Genomic DNA, 26376 nt, shown 5'->3' with positions numbered 1-26376 from the left:
ATTTTACCAAAAACCAATTAATGACTTTATGTCACAAAAAATTTTATTATCTTATTGAAAATGATTAAGTTTGTTATTCATAAAATTTTCTCATGAATCCTGAAATTACTACTTATGTCGGATACTCAGCCTCGGTTTTTATCGTATTGAGTTTCATATTGAAAGATGTAAGAAAAATCAGAGTCGTTAATATGATCGGTTGTATCTGTTTTGTCATTTATGGTATCTTCAATGGGATGCTTTGGCCTGTGATCATTCCGAACGGACTTATCTGCTTTATCCAAATCTATCATTTACTGTTTGGCAAAAAGGCTTAATGAAGAAAAAAATAATTACATCTGCCTTCAGTAATTTATATACAGACCAGCGTATTGAAAAAGTTTGTCGTACTCTGCATGAAAATGGATATGATATAGAACTTATTGGTAATGACTGGGGGGGAGCAAAAGAAATGCAACGTCCTTATCCATTCTCACGCATCCGCTTAGTTTCAAAAAGTTTAAAAACAGCTTACTTTGAATTTAACTGGAAACTGTACCATGAGCTGATCAAAAAAGCAGATCGTAATACTATTCTTCATGCAAATGATATCGATGCTTTATACCCAAACTATCTTATAGCCAAAAAGCTAAATATTCCATTAGTTTTTGATAGTCATGAAATTTTTTCGGAAATGCCTGCAGTTCAGGGCAAAATGTCACAAAAACTGTGGCGCTATGTTGAAAAGACTGTCATTCCGGAGCTGAAATGGATGATGACAGCGAGTGGAAGCTATGCAAAATGGTTTCAGAAAAAATATGGTATCAATCCTGTAGTTGTTCAAAATGCACCAAGAAGACTAGATATTTCTATTGATATACCTGAAAATAACCCTAAAATACTTTTGTATCAAGGTGCGATCAATCCTTTTAGAGGGATTGATAAAGTGATTATGGCTATGCATCATCTGGAGGGTGTTATTTTAAGGATAGCGGGTGATGGTCCCAGAAAACAGGAATACGAAAATCTTGTTATCAAAGAAAATCTTCAGCATAAAGTTCAGTTTCTTGGAAAGCTAATGCCTGAAGATCTTAGAAAGATTACCCTAATGGCAGATTGTGGAATGAGCATTGAAGAGAATGGGGGAGATAGTTACCTCTATTCATTACCCAATAAGGTTCTGGACTGTATTCAGGCTCGTGTTCCTTTAATCTTGTCGAACCTTCCTGAAATGCAGAATATTAAAAGACAATTTGATGTAGGGGAGATCATTAAGAATCATGAACCGGAAAATATTGCGGCGGCAGTAAAGCAGGTTTTAGTGAAGGGAAGAATTAATTATAAGCCTGAGCTGGAAAAAGCCTCTCAGTTTCTTTGTTGGGAAAATGAAGAAATAAAATTAATCCGGATTTTTCAAAAAGCCTCAGAAGCCTTATAGCTGTACTCTACAGAATAATGATGTTGCTCAAGTAGACTTATGGCTTATCGCTGAACGCCTAAAGCATAATTTATTATCTTTGCAGAAAGAAATTTGATTTAAAATGACCATTAAAGAAAAACAGCAGGAAATAATCGACGAATTTGCGTTTCTTGACGACTGGGAGCAGAAATATGAATACATCATTGATCTCGGAAAAGAACTGAAAGGACTTTCTGAAGATAAGAAAACAGATGATAATTTGATTAAAGGCTGCCAAAGTAAAGTGTGGATCGATGCTGAATTTAAGGACGGTAAACTTTTCTTTAATGCTGACTCTGACGGAATTTTACCTAAAGGTATTGTTTCTCTTTTGGTAAGCATTTACAGTGGGCATTCTACTCAGGAAATTCTTGATTCTGACTTTGAATTTATCTCAGAGATCGGATTACAGGAGTTCCTTTCGCCATCCAGAGCAAATGGTCTGATGGCAATGACTAAACAAATCAAATTTTACGCAGTAGCATATCAACTGAAATCATAACTGTGACCAGAATTTTAGCATATCGTTTTTCTGCATTTGGAGATGTTGCAATGACAGTTCCTGTTTTTAAGGAATTTCTTGAGCAAAATCCAGATGTGGAGATTGTCATGGTATCCAGAAAAAATTTTGAGGCTTTATTTGCAGGAATTCCCAATGTTATATTTAAAGGAATTAATCTTGATGATTATAAAGGGGTCTTTGGGCTGAGAAGATTGAGCAATGAACTGATGAAGGAGTTTAATCCGGATTATATTGCTAATCTTCATGATGTGATCAGAACCAAAATTTTGGATAGGATATATCGAAGAAAAGGGTTAAAAGTTTTTAAAATAAATAAAGGAAAAGAAGAGAAAGAACATCTTACCGATATATGGAATCTGGATAAGGTTCAATTGAAAAAAACAGTTGAGCGTTATGCGGATGTTTTCAGAGAAATGGGTTTTAAGGTGGAATTATCTCATCAGCTTAGACCAATCTCAAACCATAAATCAGGTATTGGTTTTGCTCCCTTTGCCCAGCATAAAGGAAAAATGCTTCCCCTGGAAAAATCTTTTGAATTAGCTCGTATCTTAGCTCAAAAACATACAATATATTTCTTTGGAGGCGGAAAAAAAGAAACGGAAACTCTTGAAAAATGGGAAAGTATGATTCCCAATACTAAAAGCCTTTCAGGGAAACTAAGCCTTACGGAAGAACTTCATAAGATTGCAGAACTGGAGGTAATGATCTCTATGGATTCCGCCAATATGCATCTTGCCAGTATTGTCGGGACCAGATGTGTTTCTATATGGTGTGCTACACATCCTTATGCCGGATTTTTAGGATTCGGACAAAAAGAAGAAGATGTAGTTCAGGTAAAGGATCTTTCCTGCAGACCGTGTTCTGTATTTGGTGATAAGGAATGCTATAGAGGAGACTGGGCATGTCTGGAAGAGTTTACCATCCAGAAAGTCATAGATAAAATCTGATGATATGAAGCTTTCCATTTGCATTCCTGTCTATAATTTTGATGTTCGTGAATTGGTTTTTGATTTAAAAAAAGAAATTGAAACTGAAGAGATGGATTCAGAAATTATTTTGATTGATGATGCTTCAAAAGAAAGTTTTAAAAAGACGAATCAAAGTCTGGAAGACCAGGTTGACCATTTTATTTTTCTTGAAAAAAATGTGGGACGTTCCCGTATCCGTAACCTTTTTCTAAATTTTTCAACTGGAGAATATCTATTATTCTTAGATTGTGACGGAAAGGTTATCAGTGAAAACTTCCTGAAAAAATATATTCAATTTATACATAATAATCCTCAAACAGATGTTATTTACGGCGGCAGAACAGTTTCCGGTTACGTTCCCGATGCTGATCATTATTTAAGATGGAAATTTGCTGTAGAAAGAGAGAATCTTCTCATTGAGTCACGTATAATAAGACCTTACTTAAGTTTTCAGACCAATAATTTTGTGATCCGTAAAGCTATATTGGAAAAGATTGGTTTTAATCCTGATTTTCAAAAATATGGATATGAAGACCTTCTTTTTGCCATGGATTTAAAGTCTGATCATATAAAGATTGATCATATCGATAACCCGATTTTTAATAATGATCTGGAGAGTAATATAACATACCTTGGAAAAGTAGAAGAGTCGGTGGAAAGTTTATCCCATATGCTTAAAGATGAAATGTTGAGGTCAAAGTTATCAGAAGTAAGATTGGTGAAGTTATACAATAAACTCACAAATTCTCCTCTGAAATTCATTTTAAATATTTCCTTTACTATGGTAGAGGGAAGTATAAAAAGAAAGCTTTCCAGAGGAAATGTGAGCCTTCGTTATCTGGATATATATAAACTTGGACTTCTGTTCAGAAGGATGAGGTAAATCAGAGTTATCTTAATCTTGAGAATATATTTTTAAAATAAATTATTAGAGGAAAGACCTAAGAATGATTAGTGGGTCCAGACATGAAAGTGGAGGATAATCAAAAAGTGAGTTTATCTCAATATAAAGAAGTTTCTTTCTTTAGCTCTGGATCAAGCGCAAAATTTGTGGGGCTTAGAATATTTAGATCAGTTTAATTTTAAAATTTAACGCAAAGGATTTCTATTATCTGGTGTTGTATTTTAGGAAGCAAAGGTTGAATTGTATTGATTCTTTCTAAGCATACGCGTATCTACATCGCTTCATCAGCGACTTTTGTCGCTTTCTTAGCTCCCTTATCAATAATCAATTCCATCATGTCTTTGCGTTTAAATAAAATTTAAGTATAAAGCTTAGAGGAGTAAAAAGATAATTTATTTTTCTCTTCAGATTAATCAAACTTTTTGCTTAGTCCCCAACTTTTGCACCTGATCCTACTTTTAAACTGATCCTAATAGTATATAACAAAAAAAATCTCCCTTAAAAAAGAGAGATTTCTGTGGGTCCTGAGGGATTCGAACCCCCGACCCTCTGGGTGTAAACCAGATGCTCTGAACCAACTGAGCTAAGAACCCGAATTTTTTTGAAAGGTTTCGTTTCCTTTTCTGTGGGTCCTGAGGGATTCGAACCCCCGACCCTCTGGGTGTAAACCAGATGCTCTGAACCAACTGAGCTAAGAACCCTCTAGACTTGTTTTCTCGTTTAGAGTGGTGCAAATATACAACTTATTCTTTAAACTCTAAATTTTTTTCTAAAAAATCTCCAACAACAAAATTACTTCCGCCAATAAAAATCATTTCATCGCTTGTACAGTGCTCTTTTGCAGATAGATACGCTTCCTGTACTGAATTAAAAATTTTATAAAAAATTTTCGTCTCCTTAAGTAGATTTTCGTAATCTTCGGGGTGCCTTCCCCTGTTGATGGATGGTTTGGCAAAATAAAACTCAGAATTTTCTGGAAGCAATTCCATCACTTCATCTATTTTTTTATCATTTACAAACCCCAAAACAATGTGCTTGTGCTTATCAATTGAATTTAATTGAGAAAAAACATACTCAAGACCTGCCTGATTATGCCCCGTATCACAAATCGTAAGCGGATCTTTTGAAAACTCGAACCAACGCCCGATAAATCCTGTATTTTGATGTACATTTAATAATCCCTGCTCAAGATGCTTATTTGTTATATTGATCTGAAGTTTCTTCAATTCTTCAGCAATGGCAAGAACCACTCGGATATTTTTCTTTTGGTAATTTCCTTTTAAATCGGAAGACAAATCTGTGTGAAGAAGAGTAGCATCAATAAAAGGAGCATTTTCGGTAGCGGCTTTTTCTCGGATAATGTTTTTTACTCTTTCATTTTCATCTCCGGAAATAATAGGAACATTCTTTTTAATGATTCCGGCTTTTTCCCGTGCTATTTCTTCAATGGTGTCACCTAAAATATTCTGATGGTCAAGTTGGACGTTTGTAATTGCCGAAACTAAAGGTTTTATAATATTGGTTGAATCCAGTCTTCCTCCCAAACCGACTTCAATAATAGCAAAATCCACCTGCTGCTGATAAAAATATTCAAATGCCATAATTGTGGTAAACTCAAAGAATGACGGACGAATATCTTCAGGGATCTCTTTAAGTTTCTGAATAAAATCAAAGACAAATTCTTGATTACAATTTTTACCATTGACTTTAATTCGTTCTGTAAAGTCTATAAGATGGGGCGAATTGTATAATCCGACCTTATAACCTGCTTCCTGAAGCACAGAAGCCAGCATATTACTTGAAGACCCCTTTCCGTTTGTCCCTCCGATATGAATACATTTTATTTTTTCCTGAGGATTTCCAAAATATGCACAAAGCTTAGTAATATTGTCCAGCCCCGGTTTGTAGGCTTTTTGTCCATCTATCTGATAGTTGGGCATCTGTACGAAAAGCCAGTCGATAGCTTCCTGATATTGTTCATTTGTCATGATACAAAATTCTCAAAAGTTTTATGAAAAAAAAACAATTTTTTTCAATCTGTAACTTTTTTATATTTACTTCGTCTAATAGGGAAAAATCTTAACATGAAAAAAACTTGGATTATCGTTTTCGGATTAACTTGCTTGAGCATACATGCTCAAAAGAAATGGTCCTTAAAAGAATGTGTAAGCTATGCGGTGGAGCATAATCTCCAGGTTATCCAAAATCAATATACCAAGCAGAATCAAGACTATAACCTTAAAGCTGCCAGAAAAGAATATCTTCCTTCTGTATCAGGAAGTGTTTCAAACGGAGTAAGCTTTGGGCAGGCATCATTGGGAGCCGGAAGTTTTAGAAATGATAGATTTAATAACAGTGTAGGGGTAGGCGCAGATATTTTAATTTATAATAACGGAAGACTGGAAAAAAATGTACGAAAACTCCAGTTTGATGTAGAAGCTAGCCAATATGACATTGAAGCAATTAAAAATGATATTTCTGTACAGATTGCCCAGCAATATCTTACTGCTTTATTGAACAAAGAAATTGTTAAGATTTCGCAAAGTGCTGTGGAAAATGCTAAAAAGCAATATGACAGAGCAAAGATCACTACACAGGTTGGAACAACTGCCCAGACTGTTTTGGCAGAAGCTGAAGCAGCGTTAGCCAGAGAAAAACAGAATCTTAAAACAGCAGAAGTTAATGTAGGAAGAGCATTATTTGCTATTGTTCAGCTTTTACAACTTCCGGACTACAAAGATTTTGATGTAGAAAATGTGGATGTTCCCGAACAACTGGATTCACAGTTGGTAACCACAGACGAAGTTCTTACAAAAGCTTATGATTTACAGCCTCAGATAAAAGCAGCAGAAAGCAGAATAAGATCTGCTGAAGCACAAACAGAGGTAAGCAAAACAGCATTCTGGCCTACATTATCGGCAAGTGCAGGTCTCTCCACATTCTATAATAATATATTAAATGGAGGTCCTATAAGTAGTAATCAGGATGGATTTTTTAAACAATATAAAGATCAGTTTGGACAAAATGTAGGACTATCTCTTAATATTCCTATTTTCAATAAAGGAAAAACAAAATTACAGGTAGAGCAATCCAGGCTGAATGAAAGTGTAAGTAAAATTACCCTTGAACAGCAGAAGCAATCCGTAAGACAAAATATTCAGAAAGCACAGTTTGATGCTGATGCTAATTATGAGTCATATCTGGCAGCAGTAGAGGCAGAAAAAAGCTCAAAACTGGCACTTGATTTTGCAGATAAAAGCTATGCTGCAGGAAAAACAACTATTTATGACGTAAATGTTGCAAGAAATAATTATGCAAATGCACAGGGATCAGTAGCACAGGCAAAATATAATTATCTTTTTAGTCTTAAACTATTGAATTTCTATGCAGGAATTCCACTAAGTTTGTAAGATGTCTATTCAATCATTAGAAAAATATTTACCTCAAAATACACTTAAATATTTAAGAATTTGGTTTTCAGACTACTATATTCATATAAAAGTCACAAGAAACAGAAATTCTAAGCTGGGAGATTACAGGAAACTTCCGGATAACTCGCATGAAATTACGGTAAACTCTACGCTTACCCCACAACTTTTTTTCTTTGTGCTTACTCATGAGCTGGCACATTTGATTGCTTTTGAAAAATATGGAAGGAAAATCTCTCCTCATGGCAATGAGTGGAAGGAAACCTTTAGAAATATGCTCATTGAAAGCCTTGAAATTTACGATGAAGATTTAAAACCGATCATTGTAAAATTCTCAAAATCACCCAAGGCAAATTTTATGGCTAGCCCTGATCTCGTAAGATATTTTCATACTGAAAAACAAGATGATAGGCTTCGGTTTATTGAAGAGCTTCAGAAGGGAGAATTTTTTATATATTGCAACGAAAAGTATTTATTGGAGGGTCTGATTAAAAAAAACTATCTTTGTAAGAACCTGGCTACTGGAAGGAAGTATTCTTTCAAGCCTTTAGCAAGGGTAGAAAAATGTAGCTAAGAATGTTAAAATCAGATAGATACTGCGTTATAATGGCGGGAGGAATCGGAAGCCGGTTCTGGCCAATGAGTACACAGAAATTTCCAAAGCAGTTTCAGGATATTTTAGGAACCGGACGTACTATGATTCAGCAAACCTATGACAGAATCAGTAAAGTTATTCCTAAAGAACAGATATTTGTAATTACGAATAAAGAATACGTAGCGCTGTCTCATCAGCAGCTTCCGGAAATTCCTGAAGAAAATATTGTTGGTGAACCTCTGATGAAAAATACAGCTGCATGTAACCTGTATATGGCAAATAAAATTGCTGAAATTGATCCGAACGCTACAATGATTGTTCTTCCTGCAGATCATTTGATTCTAAAAGAAGATGTATTCTTAGAAAAAGTAGAGGTCGCTTTTGACCTAGCCTCAAAACATGAATATTTAGTAACTCTGGGAATTACTCCTACAAGACCTGATACAGGGTATGGATATATCCAGTTTGTAGAAAAGAAGAATTCAGAATACTTCAAAGTAAAAACTTTTACAGAAAAACCGATTCTTGAAATTGCTCAAAGCTTTTTAGAAAGTGGTGATTTTCTTTGGAATGCAGGTATTTTTATATGGAGCGTAAAAAGTATTCACCATGCATTTGAAATGTATCTGCCTGAAATGATGCAGCACTTCATGGCATGTGAATATAATTCCGAAAAAGAAAATAACTGTATTGAACTTATTTACCCTAAAGTTCAGAAAATTTCTATTGATAACGGAATTTTAGAAAAAGCTAAAAATGTTTATGTCATCCCAGCAGATCTTGGATGGAGCGATTTAGGAACATGGACATCTGTTTATGAGAATACAGAAAAAGATAAAGATGGAAATGCTGTAAAGCTGAAACATCTGCTTGCTTATCACTCAAAAGGTAATATTATTCGTCTAAAAAACAACAATAAGGCTGTTATCATTGACGGTCTTGAAAACTTTATTGTAGTAGATACGGATAAGGCTCTTTTGATCTGTCCTAGAGATAATGATCAACTTATCAAAGACTATGTTCTTGATCTAAAGAATTTTAAGAAAGGAGATAAGTTTATGTAATATTTGGTATCTTTTATGCTTATTTTTAGGCTATGGTTAAAACTACACTCCGAATAACAACTCTTATACTTTTATTTTTGTCAACTCTGGGCAATGCTCAGGAGAAAAAGAAATTTTCAAGTATTCCGAATATTTTACAAAAAATAAACCCTGATGACAGAGTAGATTCATGGGTTTTAGTATACAATAATTACGGAAAAGGAGAGGAGATAAAAACTTCAGGCAGTAAATTAAATTATACCCCGCAGTTCTCTGGATTCAATTTGTTTCCAAGCGAGGATAGCTTTTATTATATCGCTTATTCTTTAGGTGGAAAAATCAATTATATTATAGATGTAGAAGCGCTTAAGAAATTCGTAGGAAAGATTGATAATCCTCAGGAAGCAGCGATAATATTAGCAGCAGACGGATATATGGTGGATGAAGAATTCAAGGATCTTGCCGGAAATTACCACGAAGATCAGTCGAATTACTATCTGGATCTTGGAAAAGTAACTTCAAAAGAATGCCCTTATCAAAAAACACATTACACGCTGACGGTAAATAAATCGGTAGGGCTTGTAACTAATGTAAAGGATAATGGAACATATATTGAGCTTTATAATAAAAAATGTGCTAATAACCCAAGACTTCTAAAAGTCGAGAAAAAAGAAGAACCTAAAAAAGATGAGCCTAAAAAAACACCAAAACGCAGATAATACATATGAAACTGAACGCTTAATACTTCGTCCCATGTCTGCTGAAGACCGAGAATTTCTTTTTGATCTCTATAACAGACCGAAATTTATTCAACATATTGGTAACAGAAATGTGAATAGCATTGAAGATGCAGAAAAATATATTCTGAACAGATTTGCTCCACAGATTGAAAGAATTGGATACGGAAACTATCTTTTGATAACGAAGGAAGGCAACGAAAAAATAGGAGCTGTGGGAATCTTTGAAAGAGAAGGTCTTGATGTCGTAGATATCGGGTACTCTTTATTGGAGGAGTTTGAAGGAAAAGGCTATGCCTTTGAAGCTGCTCAAAAAGTGAAATCTATTGGTATGGACGAGTTTGGATTGTCTAAAATTTCAGCTATTATTTCAAAAGATAATATTGGTTCGCAAAAATTGATTGAAAAGTTAGGCTTAAAGTTTAAAAAGCATGTAACTCTTCCTGGTGAAGATGAAGAGCTTAATTATTACGAAACAGAATAATATTACAATAAAAAAATCCACAAAGACTATTTGTGGATTTTTCTTTATCCTTAAAACTATCCTTCAAGAATCTGTTCAGCAGCTGTTTTAGAAGTCACTTTTTCAATAACTCTAGTACAGATACCGTTTTCATCAAAGATAAAAGTAGTTCTTACAATTCCCATATAGGTTTTACCGAATGTTTTTTTCTCTTTCCAAACACCGAATTTTTCAATAATATCCTTGCTTTCATCAGCGATAAGGTCATAAGGAAAAGCAAATTTACTGTGGAAATTTTTCTGTTTTTTTATAGAATCTCCACTCACTCCCAATAGTTGAAATCCTTCTTTTTCAAGCATTGAATAGTTATCACTCAAATTGCATGCTTCCACCGTACATGTCGGAGTACTGGCTTGCGGATAAAAGAAAACAACCAGCTTTTTCCCGATTAATTGTGATGAGGTTACTGTTTCTCCGTCTTGATTGTGACCTTCAAATTCAGGTAATTTATCTCCAACTTTCAGCATAATGATTTATTTTTGTTCAAATTTAAGGGTAAAATGACAAAAAAGCAAAGAGCCGAACTCGTTCAGAGAGAATTGGATAAATTGTATCCCACTACACCTATTCCGTTGGATCATACTGATCCATATACATTAATGGTTGCTGTAGCGCTTTCCGCACAAACCACGGATAAAAAAGTAAATGAAGTTACCCCAAATCTTTTCGAAGTAGCAGGAACGCCGCAGAGAATGGCAAAGCTTGAGGAATTTCAGATTAAAGAACTGATTAAAGAAATAGGATTGTCCAATACGAAAGCCAAAAACCTAAAGAGAATGGCTGAACTGTTATTGGAAAGGCATAATGGCATCGTTCCTCAGACTTATGAAGAATTAGAGGCGCTTCCGGGTGTGGGGCATAAGACAGCTTCGGTAGTGATGAGCCAGGGATTCGGGTTTCCTGCTTTTCCTGTAGATACCCATATTCATCGTCTGATGACACAGTGGAAGCTTACTTCAGGAAAAAATGTAGTGGAAACAGAAAAGGATGCAAAGAAATTATTTCCGGAAGATGTTTGGAACAAGCTTCACCTTCAGATTATTTTCTATGGAAGAGAGTATTCTCCGGCGAGAGGAAAGGGAGAGAAAGACTTTATTACCAAAATGATGTTTGAGAAATGATAAAAAAAAGCACCATGTCAAAATTTTAAACCTTGACATGGTGCTTTTCTTATTTAGCAATCCAATAACCTTCTGTGATAATTAATCTGCCCCAGATGATAATCTAGATGCGCAATCAGGTGAATCAGGAAATAATCTGTGGTCATTTTGCTTTCAAAAACCACGAGAGGATATTCGTTTTTCAGATCTTGTTCAGATAATTGAGAAAGAACAGAATCAATCATGGCTGCGGTAGCTTCCACTTTTGTAATCAGTTCAGCTCTTGAAACATTTTTTAATGAGAATTCCAGCTCACGATCTCTAATATAACCGGTATTTCCCAGCTGTGCCCCTATGAAATGATTGAGATTCCCAACCAGATGTAGGCATAGATTTCCTGCGGAATTGGATATATTTTTATCGGTCTTCCAAAGATGTTCTTCGTTCTGGTAAGCTTCGATTTCCATTTTTAATTTATTTAAATCTCTGCTATAAAGAGCTTTCAATGAGTCTATTATCATGTGGTTTGTTTTTTGTGGTAGGTTTATTCAATAAAAAATGGGACAAAATGCCCCATTTTAATTATATACTATTTTTGTTTTTTTGCCCAAAGCTCCATCTTTCTGTTCAAAACATCCAATGGCAGACATCCTTGGCTTAATACTTCATCATGGAAGCTTGCCAGGTTGAATTTATTTCCAAGTTCTTTCTGATACTTTTCTCTTAGTTCCCGGATTCTTAGAGAACCTATTTTATATCCTAAAGCCTGTCCCGGCATTGCCATATATCGTTCTACTTCAGCTACAGCAGCTCCTTCATCATAAGAAATATTGCTTAGGAAATACTTGATGGCTTCCTCTCTTGTCATTTTTCCGGTATGTAGACCTGTATCTACAACCAATCTTACCGCTCTCAGCATCTGATCACTCAAATACCCCATGTTTTGATAAGGATCGGTATATAATCCAAATTCAGGTCCTAAAGTCTCACAATAATGCGCCCATCCTTCACCATAAGCGCCAAACCATCCGAATCTCATGAACTTTGGAAGCTTTGTATTTTCCTGTTGTAAAGAAACCTGATAATGATGCCCAGGAATTGCTTCATGTAAGAAAAGCGACTCCATTCCTGAAGTTACATTAAATTTAGTAGGGTCAGGAAGAGGAACATAGAAAATTCCGGCTCTTTTCCCATCAGGTGTTCCGGGAATATATTCCGCACTAGCACTCGCTTCTCTGAATTTCTCTGTCTGTCTGATCTCGAATTTTGTTTTTGGAGTAACATTAAACATCGTTTTCAACTTCGGCGTGATCTTGGTAAGAATCCTGTTGAATCCAGCTAAAACTTCCTGAGAAGACTTATAAGTCATCGCCTTTGGATCAGTTTTTACAAATGTGATAAACTCTTCCAGCGTTCCTTTGAAACCTACCTGCTGCTTTACTTTTTCCATCTCTGCACGAAGCATTGCTACTTGCTGCAATCCAATTTTATTGATTTCGTCAGGAGATTTCTTTGTAGATGTCCAGCTTTTTACATAATAGCTGTAGATTTCATTTCCATTGGGAAGGCTGTTGTATCCATCGGTATCGCGCCCTTTTGGTAAATATTCTTTTTCCAGGAAAGCACCCATTTTAGTATATGCCGGAATGATTTTTTTCGTGATAGCGTCTTTGTAAAGCGCTGAAAATTTATCCTTTTGAGCCTGGGTAAAACTTTTTGGAAAGCTCTTAATAGGTCCGTAGAAAATATTTTTTTCCATATCCGAAGTTGTGATCTCCTCAGCTTTCATTTGAGGAATCATTTTCACAACCAGTTTCTTAGGAAGAACTATTTTATTGTTAATTCCTTCACGGAAATTTTCTATAGCCGCATCCATCCATTCCGGAAACTTCTCCATTCTTTTCAGCCAATCATTGTAGTCTTTTTCAGTTTTGAAAGGCTGGCTTCCCTGTCCGCTTCCATATAATGGGAAATTTAAAGGCAGACCTCCGAACTGCGTGAAAGGAATGTATTCCGGATGATAGGCATAAGCTTCAATTTTATCTTTTAAAGTATAATCAAGCACGTCATATACCACTTTATCTTCATCAGAAAGAGTTTTATAGTCTACATTTTCCAATTGCTTTTGTACAGAATTATAAAAAGCAATCTCTCCTGATATGAAATCTTTGTCAATATTGATGGGTAATTGATCATTGTATCTTAGATCTCCCTGAGCTGTAGCATCTAAAGGATAAAGTTTAAGGTACTGCTCATAATAATTAGATGCAATAGAATCCAGGTTGGTAGGAGTAACCTTGGTAAGGGGAGAATCGGATTTTTTGCATGAGGCAAGACCGATCATTAATCCTATTCCCAGAATACTTTTCGATATAATACTTTTCATTTTCAGAATCTTTATGATAACAAAAGTAAGTATTATTGAATGATTCATACCCATTGAAAGTATTGATTTTAAAAAATAATTTTCAAAATCCTTTTCACATTAAATCAATTTTTTATCTTTGTCTAAAACGTTTAACAATCATATTATTACAGTTCTTTTTTAAGGAAAAATGAAAGGGATTTTAAAAATTTACCATCCGGACGAAACGCTAAAATACAATATTAGAAATACTTATTGTAAAGCAGTTTACAGCAACCAGCAACATTTTTTAGAGGTTGAAATTATCACGGATGACAGTTTGGATCACGTGGATGATGATTCATTACAGTACAACTTTCCTCAGCTTTCACTTGAAGTTTTCGATTTCCCTATTGAATCTACGGAAATAGAAGGGAAAACAATCAAAATCAATGACTCTGACGAAGAAACCTATACGGAAGTAGACCTTTTCGATGACGAAGATGCTTACATCTATGATAATGAGCTCCTTTTTGAGAAAAACGAAGAAGGCGAGCTTCAGGTCATCTGGAAGGGAACCATTGACGATTTCTACACAGGATCAGATACGCCGATTCCTTTTAGGTTAAAGTGTGAATTCAGACAGGATGATATTGAGGTAGACGAAGACTAAGAACAGTCTCCCACCTTTTTTATAAAATCGAATATCTTTTCAAAATTCTTTTTGGAAAGATATTTGCTGTTTGGTAATTCTAACAAAATTTAAGTTGTTTTTAAGCAATTTTTAAGAGAGCAATTCATAATATTCCACTACATTTGTCGTTGAAACTTTAATAAAATTCACATTTAATGCTGTTAACGGAACTTTCTCAGATTTTATTTGCACAAATTACTACACCTGCAGTTGCCGCAGACAATTTAGAATTTTCATTTTGGAAAATCATGTTCCACGGAGGAGCTTTCGCTAAAATAGTGATGGTGACCGTATTATTACTTGGTGTATTTTCACTGTATTTGTTTTTTGAAAGGTTTTTCTTTATTAAAAGACTTACCTCAAAGACAGATTCAAACTTCATGAATAATATTGAAGACTTTATCAAAGAAGGGAAGATAGAAGCTGCGGCTGACTATTGTAAAACACAAAACTCTCCGGAAGGAAGAATCCTGGAAAAAGGAATTTCACGACTTGGGCGTCCCGTTTCTGATATTGTAAGCGCTATGGAATCTCAGGCACAGGTAGAAGTTGCTAATATGGAGAAAAACCTGAACCTTTTGGCGGTAGTTCCAAGTATTGCACCAATGTTAGGACTTTTAGGAACCGTAATCGGGATGATTATTGCATTCTTTAATCTATCTCATGCTACAGGCTCTTTCTCTCCAAAAACACTTTCTGAAGGTATTTATACTGCATTAGGACAAACGGCGGTAGGTCTTGCAGTGGCAATTCCTGCGAATTTCTGTTACAATATTCTTTTAACAAGAATTGACAAGTTTGTATTGAAGGCACAGAATATGTCAGGAGAATTTTTAGATCTTATCAATAAACCTTTATAAATCTTTGGTATGAAATCGCTTTTAGAAAAGTTCTTCGTAGGGAGTTATTATTGGAGCGATTCCATCTGACCACTAAAAATAATAGAATAAACAGATGAAAATTCAAAGAAGAAATAAAGCAAATCCAGAATTCAGTTTAGCAGCGATGACGGACGTTATCCTGTTGATGCTGATCTTCTTCATGATCACATCTTCAGCTGCCAATCAGAGTGCTATTGACGTGAATCTGCCGAAAGCCGGAGCTGTGGATGATAATATTCCCAATCCTGTCATCGTAAGTATTAAGCCGGACGGATCTTACTTTGTAGATGATAATCCTGTGAATAAAGGAGAATTGGAACAGATTATTGTAGATAAATTGACCAATCAGACCAATAAATCTTTCACGATCAGAGCTGACGAGAATACCATGCACAAAGATGTAGTTTTCGCAATGGAAATCGCGGAAAAGCATAAGTTTAACATTGCGATAGCAACCGTTAAGGATAAATAATAAATAGTAAGAATCATTTTTAGATGAGAAGCTATACTGCAAACAAAAACGAAGAAAACAAAGACAGAATAAAGAGTGCCTTACTTTCTATTCTGATCTGGTGTGCTATTTTGCTTTTTGTTTTTTATTATAAATTAAAACCCGAACTGGATAAAGAACCCGAAGTTGTTACCACAATGCTAGTGAACTTCGGAGATAACAGGAATGGAAACGGTGTAGAAGAGCCTGCTGAACAATCGGGAAGCTTAGCTGCGGCTACAGAAGAGGTAACACCTGAACCTGTGGAAGTAGCTACGCCAGAAACAAAAACTGTTGTAAAACCGGAACCGGCTCCCCTACCTGAACCAAAGAAAGTTGAAGTGAAGGAAAAGGTTATTACAGGAAATAACTCCAAAAATACAGTTCCTAAGAAAGAAGAAGCTAAAAAAGCTGAAAAGAAAGAAGCTACAAGTACAAGTGCCTCTAAAAATACTAAAAAAGCTGGTGCAACTACAGCTAATTCCAAAACAGGAAACGGTGATGGCAAAGGAAATGCTGCCATTGGAAACCTGATTAAAGGAAGAGGAACCAAAGCCGGAAGTCAGGGAACAGGAGATGGAATTGGTAATGCTGGAGATCCTTTAGGAGGAGATGGAAATGGTGACAGTAAAGTCGGAATCGACAGAAAGCTGGTGGGGTATATTCCTGGTACAATGGGCAGAGGGGGAGCACAACCTTCTCATAGCTGTACAGCAAGCGGATCTATTACTGTTGCTTATACCGTAGACAAAGCAGGAAATGTAGTATCAGCCAGAAGAGCAGGAGGAGTTTCAGATCCTTGTGTAGCATCTACCTCTGTAGCATGGGTGAAGAAATATGTAAAGGCAGAGAAAGCCAACGTATCTTCCACCGGAACTTATAAGATCACATTCTAAAATACAAAAGCACTTTATTCAAGTGCTTTTTTTAATTCATTTATTCTGTTGATAACAGGGAGAGCAAATATTCCGCTGGTCTGGAGATACAGTTCATAAAACGTTTTTGCCTTATCCTGAAAGTCTTTATTCTGAGCTTCTCGGCTTTTAAAGTAGAAAAGGTTACCAAGCATTTCATAATAGTCTTTACGGTCTCTTTCCTGTCTTTCATTTACCAGAGTAATCATATCTTCTTTAGACATTGAGGATACTTCCGTGAAATTCATTTTGAAAATATCTCTCATTAAGGTATCAAAATCAAGTTCTTTCTGCATTAAACTCTCTTCCGGTTTATCCAAGATAAGTTTCTCTAATGCTTGGCTTAGCTGGCGGATAAGTCTTAGGGTGAATTCTTTATCGGTAATCATAATGGGTAATTTTGTTGCTAGTTGCTAGTTGCTAGTTGCTAGTTGCTAGTTGCTAGTTGTTGGGTTATGTGCGCCAATTTAACTGGACGTATTTTATAAAATTATTTATTTTTCCTCCTAATAGGTTATATTGTTCAGATTTTTCTTTAAATTTTGAGCTTAATTCCGGGTAAAGTCTTGTGATTATTGATAAGTGGCATACAGTTTCATCACAACTTGCCTGCGAGTACGTGAGGAATCTGATAAAATCTCCTTTATAATTATTTCTTCCATAGCCTTCCGCAATATTTGTAACAACTGAATCTGCTGAACGTCTTAATTGACTGCCAAGCTCGTAAAGTTCATACTTTGGTAGTTGTATTGACAGTTGATGTGTTTCTATAAACAATTCAAAAGCAATATTATAAATATCAAGTTTATGATAACTCATCTATCATTTTTTATTAGCGGTAAGAACTAGAAACAGACAACTCACAACTAAATTAAGCAAAAAAAAGATAAGCCAAAGCAATAGAAGTTATAATACCTACCAAATCGGCAAGAAGCATAGCAATTACCGTATATCTCGTGTTTTTAATAGCTACAGCTCCAAAATAAACGGCAATAACATAAAACGTCGTATCTGAACTTCCTTGAAGGACCGCAGCAAGTTTACCCTGGAAACTATCTGCTCCGAAAGTTGCCATAGTATCTACCATCATTCCTCTGGCTCCTGAGCCGGATAAAGGCTTGATTAAAGCAGTTGGTAAACCATCAACAAATCTTGGGTCCATACTAGCAACATTCGCAACCCATTTCATTCCGTCAATAATCACATCAAAAACACCGGACGTTCTCAATAGAGAAATAGCGATCAGCATTCCAACCAGATAAGGGATAATCTTAACACAGGTAGTGAAACCTTCCTTAGCTCCTTCAATAAAGGCATCAAAAACGTTTATCTTTTTATATACCGCTCCAAGTACAATGGCAAGAAAAATAAAGAGAATAAGCCCGTTACTTAGCACCTTACTGAAATCATCAAGTTCATCTTTACTTAATTGTACAAGATAAACAACCAATAAGGCAATAATAGCTGAAATACCACCCACGTAAGCGATAACAACAGGGCGAAGCAGGTTGATCTTCTGATATAAAGAAACAATGATCATTGCTGCAAGTGTTGCTGCAAAAGTAGCAATCATACAAGGCAGGAAAATGTCAGTAGGCGTTTTGGACCCCATTGATGCTCTGATAGCAATGATGGATACAGGAATAAGAGTCATTCCGCCTGCATGGAGACAGAGGAACATGATCTGTGAATTGCTGGCAGTATCTTTATTAGGGTTTAAAGTCTGAAGGCTTTCCATTGCTTTTAGCCCGAATGGAGTCGCGGCATTGTCCAGTCCCAAAAGATTAGCACTGAAGTTCATCAGCATATGCCCGAAAGCGGGGTGATTTTTAGGAATGTCAGGAAATAGCTTTGAGAAAAAAGGTTGTATCAAGCGACTCAAAAGGTTTATTCCGCCAGCTTTTTCAGCAATACTCATGAATCCCATGAATAAAGTCATGATTCCAATTAATCCAAGGCATATTTTTACTGCAGTTTCTGAGGTTCCGATTACTCCGTCTGCTTCCTGAACACGGTAAACAGCTACATTTTGTTTTAAAGAATCTGTTTTATAATGAATTCTGCTGTCTGCAAAGTCGTTTTTCTTCATCAGGCTGTCTTTCACAACAGGAGTAAGGGTGTTCATTGGCTGAGACGCAATTTTCACCGTATCACCACCTTTCCCAACAACCATGTCATTGAAAATTGTTTTGTAATTGCTTGAAGAAATGTATTTTATACTGGCAATGGCAATGGCAATGATAATGAAAGCCGACCAAATTCTGCTGAGAACCATTCGATTGATTTAATTGTTTAAACTTATCAAAAATACTTTAAACTGCAAAAGTCACAAAAGATTTTATTTTATCCACTTAAATAAGTTTAAAATAATATAACATAAAAAGTTCACATACGATAAAATTCAAAGATTTTAAAAGCTTAAGTGCTCTTCTCAACGGCATTTTATCTACTTTATAAAGCTTAAGTGTTTAATTCTTTTGTTGCTTTGTGGTTGAAATAAAGAGGAACTTACTCTTCAAGATAAACAAGGTGTCCTTCAAAATCATCATCCAGATTTTTTAACACTTTAGCATCATCCATTTTTTTGACCAATCCGTCTACAAAAAAGCTTTTTTCAAAGAATTGGCGATGAATTCCAGGCAAAAGCTCCATGAAATAATCCATTCCCAACTTATTATTGTGAAGATCCATTTTAGTTTCCAGCGGTTTATTGGGAAACAGTTCTTCGTGGAGATCTGTCATTCTTTTGCAAAAATCTAATGCTTTTTCCGGCGAAGAAACTTTGCAGCAGTACATCATAATAAAACAGCACCAAAGCGCGTGTCTGAAGGCATTTCCTATTCCGTTATTGGATGCTGTAGCAGGAAATTTTGTCTGTGCAATCGTAAATGCTTTCACGGTGGCATGAAAACTGAGTAGAGCAAAAAGGGGGTGGGGAAGAACCAGCGACATAAGACGCATGATCTTCTTAAAGCTCATACTTCTGATGGTATTGAAAAAAATCTTAAAAGTTCTCATAAATAAAAAATCTCTCCCCAATTAGAGAGAGATTGTATCGTTTTAATTACAGGGATTATGCTTTTACAGCTAATAAATTAACCGTTTTAGCAACAGTATCCTGAATTTCTGTTCTCTTTACAATAAAGTCAACAAATCCTTTTTCCTGTAAGAATTCAGAAGTCTGGAATCCTTCAGGTAAGTCTCTACCAATGGTTTCACGAATTACTCTTGGTCCTGCAAACCCAATAAGAGCTTTCGGTTCAGCCATGATGATATCGGCAGTCATCGCGAAAGAAGCTGTGATTCCTCCAAAAGTAGGGTCACAAAGATAAGCGATATATAAAAGACCAGCTTCTGAAAGCTGAGCCAATTTAGCCTGTACCTTAGCTAATTGCATCAAAGAATACGTAGCTTCCTGCATTCTTGCTCCTCCGGACTGACAGATAATCATGTACGGAAGTTTGTGCTTGATACAATAATCTACTGCTCTTCTGATTTTTTCACCCATAACAGAGCCTAAAGATCCGCCAATAAAAGCAAAGTCCATACAAGAAACTACCATTTCAGTTCCTTTTACAGTTCCTACAGCATTTCTGATGGAATCTGTAAGCTTAGTTTTTGCTTTTACTTCTTTTAAACGATCTTTATAAGGTTTTGTATCCTTAAAGTTTAAAATATCAATACTTTCAACATTGGCATCCAGTTCGGTAAATTTACCACCGTCAAAAAGGATGTCAAAAAATTCCGCACTTCCTATTCTCACATGAAACCCGTCTTCAGGAGAAACGTAGTTATTTCTCTTTAATTCATCATGTTCCACAACTTTTCCGGATGGAGTCTGATGCCAAAGTCCTTTGGGAACGTCCTTTTTCTCATCAGTAGAAGTGGTAATGTTTTTTGCTTTTCTTTTAAACCAGTCGAATGCCATTTTTAATTGTATTAATGTATAAATGTAAAATGTATCAATGTAAATGCACTCTTTAGGAATACTTTTTACATTGATACAAATGTACAGTTCTTATTTTAAAGTATTTACGTTATTTAAATCTTCAAATGCTTGTACCAATCTTGTAGAGAAAGTATCTTCACCTTTTCTTACCCAAACTCTTGGGTCATAGAATTTCTTGTTAGGTTTTTCTTCTCCTTCAGGGTTTCCGATTTGAGCTCTTAAATAATCAATATTGTTTACCATATAATCTCTTACCCCTTCTGTGTATGCAAACTGAAGGTCTGTATCGATATTCATTTTGATTACTCCATAGTCAATTGCCTCTCTGATTTCTTCCAGAGTAGATCCAGAACCTCCGTGGAATACAAAGTTAATTGGCTTATCAGCAGTTCCGAATTTTTCCTGAACATATTTCTGAGAGTTGTCAAGGATTTTTGGGGTAAGAACCACATTTCCTGGCTTATAAACTCCGTGTACGTTACCGAATGCCGCAGCAATAGTAAAGTTGTCAGAAATAGCTTTTAATTTTTCATAAGTATAAGCTACATCTTCAGGCTGAGTATATAGTTTAGAGTTATCAACGTCTGAGTTGTCAACACCATCTTCTTCACCACCTGTAACTCCGATTTCTACTTCAAGAGTCATCTGAAGTTTAGCCATTCTTTCGAAATATTGAGCTGAAATCTCAAGGTTTTCTTCTAAAGATTCTTCAGAAAGATCCAGCATGTGAGAAGAGTAAAGGGATTTTCCTGTTTGCTTGAAGAATTCTTCGTTAGCATCCATTAATCCATCGATCCAAGGAAGTAATTTCTTTGCACAGTGGTCTGTGTGAAGAATTACTGTTGCTCCGTAAGCTTCTGCAAGAGTATGAATATGTTTTGCTCCGGCAATAGCTCCTAAGATTGCAGACTTTTGTCCGTCATTGCTTAATCCTTTCCCTGCATTGAAAGCAGCACCTCCGTTTGAAAACTGAATAATTACGGGTGAGTTTAATTTCGCTGCAGTTTCCATCGTAGCATTTACGTTGCTTGATCCAATTACGTTTACTGCCGGTAATGCAAATTTGTTTTCTTTAGCATACTGAAAAATATCAGTAACTAACTGACCTGTGGCAACTCCTGCCGGAAAAATTCTGCTCATGTTTTACTTTTTATTATAAATTTATTAGGTGTTTAATTTCGTGTAAAGGTAATCATTTTTAAGAAATCATTAATTTCTTTTGTCTCGTCCCCAAAGTAGCTTCTGACGGATGGTTTCGTAGAAACTCAAATTGTTGGGCTGTACCAGAAGAAGCTGAAAATCGGCTTTTCGGATGATGATTTCCTTATCGGTTTCAATATGGATCAGTCTGGAGTCTAAAGAAAGAGAGTATTGTGGTACACGGCTTTCGACTCTGAACTTTATTTCAACTTTATCATTTACAACTAAAGGTCTCACATTCAGATTGTGAGGTGCAATAGGGGTGATGACGAAGTTTTCGTTGTTTGGAGAAATAATAGGACCGCCACAGCTTAAAGAGTAGGCTGTAGATCCTGTTGGCGTTGAGATAATAACCCCGTCTCCCCAGAATACATTCAGAAACTCATCATTAATATAGGAATCTACCGTAATCATAGATGTTGTTTCTTTTCTGGAAATCGTTATATCATTCAATGCGTAAGGAAAGGATCCCTCCAGATTTGGAGAAACGACTTCAATTACCGAACGTCGGCTGGTTTTTACGTCACCTTTTAAAATAGAATCGAGTTCTTTAAAAGCTTCTTCTTTCGTAAAAAAGGCTAAGAATCCAAGTCTTCCGGTATTGACACCAACTACGGGAATCTCAAGATCTTCAATGAAAGTTAAAGAATTTACAATAGTTCCGTCTCCACCAAAAGTAAAGAACAGATCTACTTCCTTGTCCAAAAGGTCCTGTTTATTGTTGAATGTTTCGAAAATTTTTGAAAACTGAAGTGCTTCAGCCATTTCATCGTACAGAACAGATTTTACACCTCTGGTTTCAAGTTCAGAGATAAACTTGCTTAAATATAAAAAAGTATCAAGATCTTTTTTCTGAGAATAGATAGCTGCCTTCATGTTATATTTCTATGAATTTTTGGAAAAAACCGAATCGGTCCTTGAACAGATCGGTTCTCTCATCAGAATAGTATTTTTCTACAATTCTGTAATCATACCGTTCAAAAGTTGCGTCTATCGAGGCTAGATTTTCATTGCCGATCTTTATGGTAACATGGATAACTTCATCAGACATAAAGCTTATAAAACCGCCATAAAACTTAGAATTGTTACCTTCAACAATATTCGCGATTTCCGTCATGGAATATTTTCTTGCAGGAGTTTCTACAGTAAGAATAGCTCCGGATTCTGAAAATAAAGGATAACGGGAAAGGTCCTGGAAAATGTCTTCACAGGTAATATAGCCCAGATATTTTTCATTCTTATTGATCACAGGGATCACATTGGAGCTGAAAGTATAAAACAGGCGGATACTATCCATAATATTATTATCTTCCAGAATGGCAAACCGCTCAATCTGATGCTCAAGTTCCTTCAAAGTTCCTCCATCTTCTTCGTATAGGAAATCTTTGGCAAGGGCTCCGTAAAAGTGATGGGATTTTTTGATGAAAATATGAGAATATCCGAAGTCCTCCAATGTATTTCTTGCCGACTCTATTGAATCCGACAGGCTAAAACATGGGAAATCTTTTGAGATATAGTCCTTGATAAACATTGTGCTAATTTATAAAAAATTAAATGAAACTGTTTCTGAAAACACGATTTTTTTTAAGTTAAAACGAAAAAAGTGCCGTCAAAATTTGTTTGTAAAGAAAAAAAAAGTACCTTTGTCGCCTTTCATTTTTACTTTTTATTAGATTTATTTCAAACTGCACTGTCTACTAAGGACATATGCAGTTTTTTTATTTTAGGGCTTTTGCGAATTCCCACATCACTATTCCGCCGCACACGCTTACATTAAGAGAATGCTTTGTCCCAAGCTGTGGAATTTCCAAAAATACATCGATATTAGGCAGTACTTCATCACTGATTCCTTCTACTTCATTCCCTAAAATAAGAGCATACTTTTTTGATCTGTCGATGACGAAATTGGTAATCATCTGGCTGTCCGTAGTCTGTTCAATTCCTATAATTTCATATCCTTTACTTTTCAGGTCAGAAATCGCATTATTGGTGTCTGTTTCGTGGGACCAGTCTACACTTTCAGTTGCTCCCAAAGCTGCTTTGTGGATTTCTCTATGAGGAGGTTGTGGCGTAATTCCGCATAGGATGATCTTTTCAATTAAAAAGGCATCTGCCGTTCTGAAGGCTGCACCTACATTGTGCATACTTCTGATATTATCTAAAATGATGACCAACGGAATTTTTTCAACTTTCTTAAATGTTTCTACATCTATTCTGTTAAGTTCTTCTAATTTTAGTTTCTGTACCAATGTATTATTTTGTTGAGATTAATTTTTCTGCCTTTAAAGACTTTTCTATGGATTCTGCTGCCATTTCATTTGCCATTGACAAATTATGTTCACACTGTAACCTGCCTGATGGATAAAATGTCTTCCATTTTTTAATGACAAGTCGATTTTATGTTACGTTATATCAAAAATAGTAAAATACTTATACTTTAGCTTAAAATATTCTAAGAAAAGTAATTCCTTTCAATCTATTGCATTTTATTTTTTGCTCATGATCTGATGAACATTTTTCTCAATATTCTGGGCTAATGTTTCCATTGGAATATCATTCTCATCATTATTAAATGGATCCTCTATTTCTTCAGCAATCAGTTCAAGACTCATTAAAACATAGTAAACAAAAACGGTAAGAGGAATCATGAAAAGACCAATTGTAATTACATAAGCGATAGGTAAAGCAAAGACATACAGAATGATAAATTTCTTGATAAATGATGAGTAAGAATAGGGAATTGGTGTATTTTTGATTCTTTCACATCCTCCACAGACTTCAAGAAAGCCGGAAAGCTGGGTATCCAGATACAGCATTTCAATTTCTGTGATTTTGCCGTCTTTTTTTAATTGATTAAGCTTATGAGTCAGAAGAATGATGATTTCACTCGGACCGTGATTTTTTAATGTTTTTTCAATCTCAGAATAGTCTTCATCCAATGCCAGACGGGTTGATTCTTTAGAAAGATGCTTAGCTAAAAAATGAGGAAAATATTTCAGATACCTTGAGATCTGTTCTGCATCCTGACGGTTTTCTCCAAGAATTGTATTGATTTTTATGGCAAAATTTCGGGTGTCGTTTACCAGTTTGCCCCAAAGCTTTCTTCCTTCCCACCACCTGTCATATGCAGTATTGGTGCGGAATACCAATAATAAAGAAAGGACAAATCCTAATAAGGAATGAATCATCCCCACATTACTGATCCCCGATTTTGTAGTAAGGTGAAAGTATTCTACTTCCAGATATTGTATTCCCCAAGAGTATAATCCTACAAGAATCATGCTTGGGAAAAGGATTTTCAGGGTATCGCTTTTGTGAAGACTGAAAAGGATTTTAAGGAAATGCTTGGTATTGTAGACTCTCATAAATTCACTTAATACCACAAATATAAATTTTTCATATTAAAGTAAGGAAGTGCGAAGCTATTGAAGTTCTAGAAACGATTTAAGTTTTCATGAAAAACTTTTATTAAGATGATGAATAGAGGTTTTAGGCAAACAGTAACTTCCAGCCTCCTTCTTTCGGCTTCCAACCTTTTTTATCTTAATTATTCCAATTTTCAAAAAAAATATTATTTTTATTTCGCATTAAATACAAATTACATGATCCTCGAAAACGTAGATGTAGTCAATGATATCAGTAAAGAAGATTTTCAGAAAAATTATTTCAGAAAACAGAAGCCTCTTCTGATTAAGAATTTTGCAAGCCGTTGGGATGCTTTTGATCAATGGAATCTTGCTTATATCCGCGAAAAAGCAGGAGATCAGGATGTTCCGCTGTATGATAATAAACCTGCTGATGCTGCTAAAAGTTCTGATGCTCCCGTTGCGAATATGAAGATGAGGGATTATATTGATACCATCAAAAGTAAGCCTTCAGATTTACGTATTTTCTTTTATATTATTACAGATAGGCTTCCGGAACTGCTTAAAAACTTTACGTATCCTGATCTGGGAATGAAGTTTTTCAAAAGGCTTCCTACTTTATTCTTCGGAGGAAGTGAGGCGCATGTTCTGATGCATTATGATGTGGATCTTGGGGATTTTATGCACATTCATTTTGAGGGTAAAAAGAGAATTTTATTATTTGATCAGAAGCAGTCACCGTTTTTATATAAAGTCCCGTTATCCGTTCATACCATCTACGATCTGGATTATGAAAACCCGGATTATGAAAAATTTCCTGCACTCAAATATGCAAAAGGATATGAAATTTTTATGGAACATGGCGATGCGCTTTTTATTCCCGGGGCGTTTTGGCATTTCAACAGGTATCTTGAGCCTGGTTTCTCTTTATCATTAAGAGCTCTTCCCAATAAACCCAATGTATTTGCCAATATGCTGTACCATGTTTTTATCATGAGATATACAGATAAGCTTATGCGTAAACTTTTTAAAGCAAAATGGGTAGACTACAAACAAAAATGGGCATATAAGAAAAGTTCAGAAGCTTTGGAAAAGCATTTACAGAAAGGGAAGTGATCTATAGGATGGAAGATGGAAGCGGGAAGATGGAGGTTATTTTTGCCGATAATTAAGTACCAGCCTTTCATTGAAAATCTTTAACTTTTATATCCAATGTTGCATCCTTATCATTCTGGCGATGCAAGAATCTCTTATATACTTAACAGATGTATATATGATAG

The 26376-nt window shown here is 35.5% G+C and carries 30 protein-coding genes and 2 tRNA genes; 16 read left to right on the top strand and 16 right to left on the bottom strand.

Annotation, left to right across the window (positions count from 1 at the left end; translation table 11 throughout):
- Positions 1-92: 92 nt before the first annotated feature.
- The 5 genes from AC5YGG_RS02390 to AC5YGG_RS02370 all read left to right on the top strand — a co-directional run bounded on the left by AC5YGG_RS02390 (position 93) and on the right by AC5YGG_RS02370 (position 3812).
- The gene (locus AC5YGG_RS02390; RefSeq protein WP_496142807.1) at positions 93-317 is read left to right on the top strand and encodes a uroporphyrinogen decarboxylase; all 225 of its coding nucleotides are present in this window, start codon (positions 93-95) and stop codon (positions 315-317) included.
- On the top strand, positions 317-1417 hold the full coding sequence (locus AC5YGG_RS02385; RefSeq protein WP_496142806.1) for a glycosyltransferase family 4 protein: 1101 nt from the start codon (positions 317-319) through the stop codon (positions 1415-1417). Before AC5YGG_RS02390 ends, AC5YGG_RS02385 begins: the two co-directional genes overlap by 1 nt.
- A 103-nt stretch (positions 1418-1520) precedes the next feature.
- The gene (locus AC5YGG_RS02380) at positions 1521-1940 is read left to right on the top strand and encodes a SufE family protein (RefSeq protein WP_065395572.1); all 420 of its coding nucleotides are present in this window, start codon (positions 1521-1523) and stop codon (positions 1938-1940) included.
- A gap of 2 nt (positions 1941-1942) precedes the next feature.
- Positions 1943-2908, top strand: a complete 966-nt coding sequence (locus AC5YGG_RS02375) for a glycosyltransferase family 9 protein (RefSeq protein ID WP_496142805.1) — start codon at positions 1943-1945, stop codon at positions 2906-2908.
- A 4-nt stretch (positions 2909-2912) separates the two neighbouring features.
- Positions 2913-3812 (top strand): glycosyltransferase family 2 protein, encoded by a 900-nt coding sequence (locus AC5YGG_RS02370; RefSeq protein ID WP_496142804.1) that lies wholly within the window; start codon positions 2913-2915, stop codon positions 3810-3812.
- A gap of 539 nt (positions 3813-4351) precedes the next feature.
- Here AC5YGG_RS02370 and AC5YGG_RS02365 read toward each other — a convergent pair.
- The 3 genes from AC5YGG_RS02365 to AC5YGG_RS02355 form a co-directional block, all read right to left on the bottom strand.
- Positions 4352-4426: transfer RNA gene (locus tag AC5YGG_RS02365), tRNA-Val, on the bottom strand.
- A 33-nt stretch (positions 4427-4459) separates the two neighbouring features.
- Positions 4460-4534, bottom strand: a tRNA-Val gene (locus AC5YGG_RS02360).
- Positions 4535-4576: 42 nt separating this feature from the next.
- The gene (locus AC5YGG_RS02355; RefSeq protein ID WP_496142803.1) at positions 4577-5821 is read right to left on the bottom strand and encodes a bifunctional folylpolyglutamate synthase/dihydrofolate synthase; all 1245 of its coding nucleotides are present in this window, start codon (positions 5819-5821) and stop codon (positions 4577-4579) included.
- A gap of 96 nt (positions 5822-5917) precedes the next feature.
- Between AC5YGG_RS02355 and AC5YGG_RS02350 the strand changes: the two genes are divergently transcribed.
- From AC5YGG_RS02350 to AC5YGG_RS02330, 5 genes are all read left to right on the top strand, one after another.
- A complete protein-coding gene (locus tag AC5YGG_RS02350) occupies positions 5918-7243 on the top strand; it encodes a TolC family protein (protein ID WP_496142802.1) in 1326 nt (441 codons plus the stop codon).
- 1 nt (position 7244) lies between these two features.
- A complete protein-coding gene (locus AC5YGG_RS02345) occupies positions 7245-7835 on the top strand; it encodes a SprT-like domain-containing protein (RefSeq protein ID WP_496142801.1) in 591 nt (196 codons plus the stop codon).
- A gap of 2 nt (positions 7836-7837) precedes the next feature.
- Positions 7838-8920, top strand: coding sequence for a mannose-1-phosphate guanylyltransferase (locus tag AC5YGG_RS02340; RefSeq protein WP_496142800.1), 1083 nt, complete (start codon positions 7838-7840; stop codon positions 8918-8920).
- A 77-nt stretch (positions 8921-8997) separates the two neighbouring features.
- Positions 8998-9618, top strand: coding sequence for a hypothetical protein (locus tag AC5YGG_RS02335; RefSeq protein WP_496142799.1), 621 nt, complete (start codon positions 8998-9000; stop codon positions 9616-9618).
- Positions 9587-10120, top strand: a complete 534-nt coding sequence (locus AC5YGG_RS02330) for a GNAT family N-acetyltransferase (RefSeq protein ID WP_496142798.1) — start codon at positions 9587-9589, stop codon at positions 10118-10120. Before AC5YGG_RS02335 ends, AC5YGG_RS02330 begins: the two co-directional genes overlap by 32 nt.
- Positions 10121-10176: 56 nt before the next feature.
- Here the strand turns inward: AC5YGG_RS02330 and bcp are convergent, their stop codons facing one another.
- Positions 10177-10626, bottom strand: coding sequence for a thioredoxin-dependent thiol peroxidase (gene bcp, locus AC5YGG_RS02325; RefSeq protein WP_496142797.1), 450 nt, complete (start codon positions 10624-10626; stop codon positions 10177-10179).
- Positions 10627-10659: 33 nt separating this feature from the next.
- Between bcp and AC5YGG_RS02320 the strand changes: the two genes are divergently transcribed.
- Positions 10660-11280: an endonuclease III domain-containing protein gene (locus AC5YGG_RS02320; protein WP_496142796.1), complete on the top strand. Its 621-nt coding sequence runs from the start codon at positions 10660-10662 to the stop codon at positions 11278-11280.
- Positions 11281-11333: 53 nt separating this feature from the next.
- Here the strand turns inward: AC5YGG_RS02320 and AC5YGG_RS02315 are convergent, their stop codons facing one another.
- Together AC5YGG_RS02315 and AC5YGG_RS02310 are read right to left on the bottom strand one after the other, a co-directional pair.
- Positions 11334-11780, bottom strand: coding sequence for a DinB family protein (locus AC5YGG_RS02315; RefSeq protein ID WP_496142795.1), 447 nt, complete (start codon positions 11778-11780; stop codon positions 11334-11336).
- Between the two features lie 68 nt (positions 11781-11848).
- The gene (locus AC5YGG_RS02310) at positions 11849-13645 is read right to left on the bottom strand and encodes a DUF885 domain-containing protein (RefSeq protein WP_496142794.1); all 1797 of its coding nucleotides are present in this window, start codon (positions 13643-13645) and stop codon (positions 11849-11851) included.
- Positions 13646-13814: 169 nt separating this feature from the next.
- Here AC5YGG_RS02310 and AC5YGG_RS02305 point away from each other — a divergent pair, with 169 nt between their 5' ends.
- The 4 genes from AC5YGG_RS02305 to AC5YGG_RS02290 all read left to right on the top strand — a co-directional run bounded on the left by AC5YGG_RS02305 (position 13815) and on the right by AC5YGG_RS02290 (position 16564).
- Positions 13815-14276: a hypothetical protein gene (locus AC5YGG_RS02305; protein WP_496142793.1), complete on the top strand. Its 462-nt coding sequence runs from the start codon at positions 13815-13817 to the stop codon at positions 14274-14276.
- A 176-nt stretch (positions 14277-14452) separates the two neighbouring features.
- On the top strand, positions 14453-15157 hold the full coding sequence (locus AC5YGG_RS02300) for a MotA/TolQ/ExbB proton channel family protein (RefSeq protein WP_065395583.1): 705 nt from the start codon (positions 14453-14455) through the stop codon (positions 15155-15157).
- 94 nt (positions 15158-15251) lie between these two features.
- Positions 15252-15650 carry an ExbD/TolR family protein gene (locus tag AC5YGG_RS02295; RefSeq protein WP_065395584.1) on the top strand — a complete coding sequence of 133 codons (399 nt, stop codon included), beginning with the start codon at positions 15252-15254 and terminating at the stop codon, positions 15648-15650.
- Positions 15651-15673: 23 nt separating this feature from the next.
- The gene (locus AC5YGG_RS02290; protein WP_496142792.1) at positions 15674-16564 is read left to right on the top strand and encodes a ferric siderophore ABC transporter substrate-binding protein; all 891 of its coding nucleotides are present in this window, start codon (positions 15674-15676) and stop codon (positions 16562-16564) included.
- Between the two features lie 14 nt (positions 16565-16578).
- Here AC5YGG_RS02290 and AC5YGG_RS02285 read toward each other — a convergent pair whose 3' ends face one another.
- The 10 genes from AC5YGG_RS02285 to AC5YGG_RS02240 all read right to left on the bottom strand — a co-directional run bounded on the left by AC5YGG_RS02285 (position 16579) and on the right by AC5YGG_RS02240 (position 25114).
- Positions 16579-16971 (bottom strand): hypothetical protein, encoded by a 393-nt coding sequence (locus tag AC5YGG_RS02285; RefSeq protein WP_496142791.1) that lies wholly within the window; start codon positions 16969-16971, stop codon positions 16579-16581.
- A gap of 64 nt (positions 16972-17035) precedes the next feature.
- Positions 17036-17401, bottom strand: a complete 366-nt coding sequence (locus tag AC5YGG_RS02280) for a four helix bundle protein (RefSeq protein WP_496142790.1) — start codon at positions 17399-17401, stop codon at positions 17036-17038.
- A gap of 52 nt (positions 17402-17453) precedes the next feature.
- Entirely contained in the window at positions 17454-18857 is a 1404-nt protein-coding gene (locus AC5YGG_RS02275; RefSeq protein WP_496142789.1) for a nucleoside recognition domain-containing protein, read from the bottom strand.
- Between the two features lie 233 nt (positions 18858-19090).
- Positions 19091-19600 carry a DUF6973 domain-containing protein gene (locus AC5YGG_RS02270; RefSeq protein ID WP_496142788.1) on the bottom strand — a complete coding sequence of 170 codons (510 nt, stop codon included), beginning with the start codon at positions 19598-19600 and terminating at the stop codon, positions 19091-19093.
- A gap of 55 nt (positions 19601-19655) precedes the next feature.
- The gene (gene accD, locus AC5YGG_RS02265; protein WP_123944458.1) at positions 19656-20510 is read right to left on the bottom strand and encodes an acetyl-CoA carboxylase, carboxyltransferase subunit beta; all 855 of its coding nucleotides are present in this window, start codon (positions 20508-20510) and stop codon (positions 19656-19658) included.
- A gap of 90 nt (positions 20511-20600) precedes the next feature.
- The gene (gene fbaA, locus AC5YGG_RS02260; RefSeq protein ID WP_496142787.1) at positions 20601-21671 is read right to left on the bottom strand and encodes a class II fructose-bisphosphate aldolase; all 1071 of its coding nucleotides are present in this window, start codon (positions 21669-21671) and stop codon (positions 20601-20603) included.
- A gap of 69 nt (positions 21672-21740) precedes the next feature.
- Positions 21741-22607 carry an NAD kinase gene (locus AC5YGG_RS02255; protein WP_496142786.1) on the bottom strand — a complete coding sequence of 289 codons (867 nt, stop codon included), beginning with the start codon at positions 22605-22607 and terminating at the stop codon, positions 21741-21743.
- 1 nt (position 22608) lies between these two features.
- A complete protein-coding gene (locus AC5YGG_RS02250; protein ID WP_496142785.1) occupies positions 22609-23262 on the bottom strand; it encodes a CBS domain-containing protein in 654 nt (217 codons plus the stop codon).
- Positions 23263-23449: 187 nt separating this feature from the next.
- Entirely contained in the window at positions 23450-23980 is a 531-nt protein-coding gene (locus AC5YGG_RS02245) for an RNA methyltransferase (protein WP_496142784.1), read from the bottom strand.
- Positions 23981-24217: 237 nt separating this feature from the next.
- Positions 24218-25114, bottom strand: a complete 897-nt coding sequence (locus tag AC5YGG_RS02240; RefSeq protein WP_496142783.1) for a bestrophin family protein — start codon at positions 25112-25114, stop codon at positions 24218-24220.
- A 219-nt stretch (positions 25115-25333) separates the two neighbouring features.
- Here AC5YGG_RS02240 and AC5YGG_RS02235 point away from each other — a divergent pair, with 219 nt between their 5' ends.
- Complete coding sequence (locus tag AC5YGG_RS02235; protein WP_496142782.1) at positions 25334-26212, top strand: cupin-like domain-containing protein; 879 nt, start codon at positions 25334-25336, stop codon at positions 26210-26212.
- Positions 26213-26376 lie beyond the last annotated feature (164 nt).

It is taken from the genome of Chryseobacterium sp. CS2K3 (genome assembly GCF_059515185.1).
Note: the sequence above shows the minus strand (reverse complement) of the source record. Positions and strands in the feature narration are given on the sequence as shown.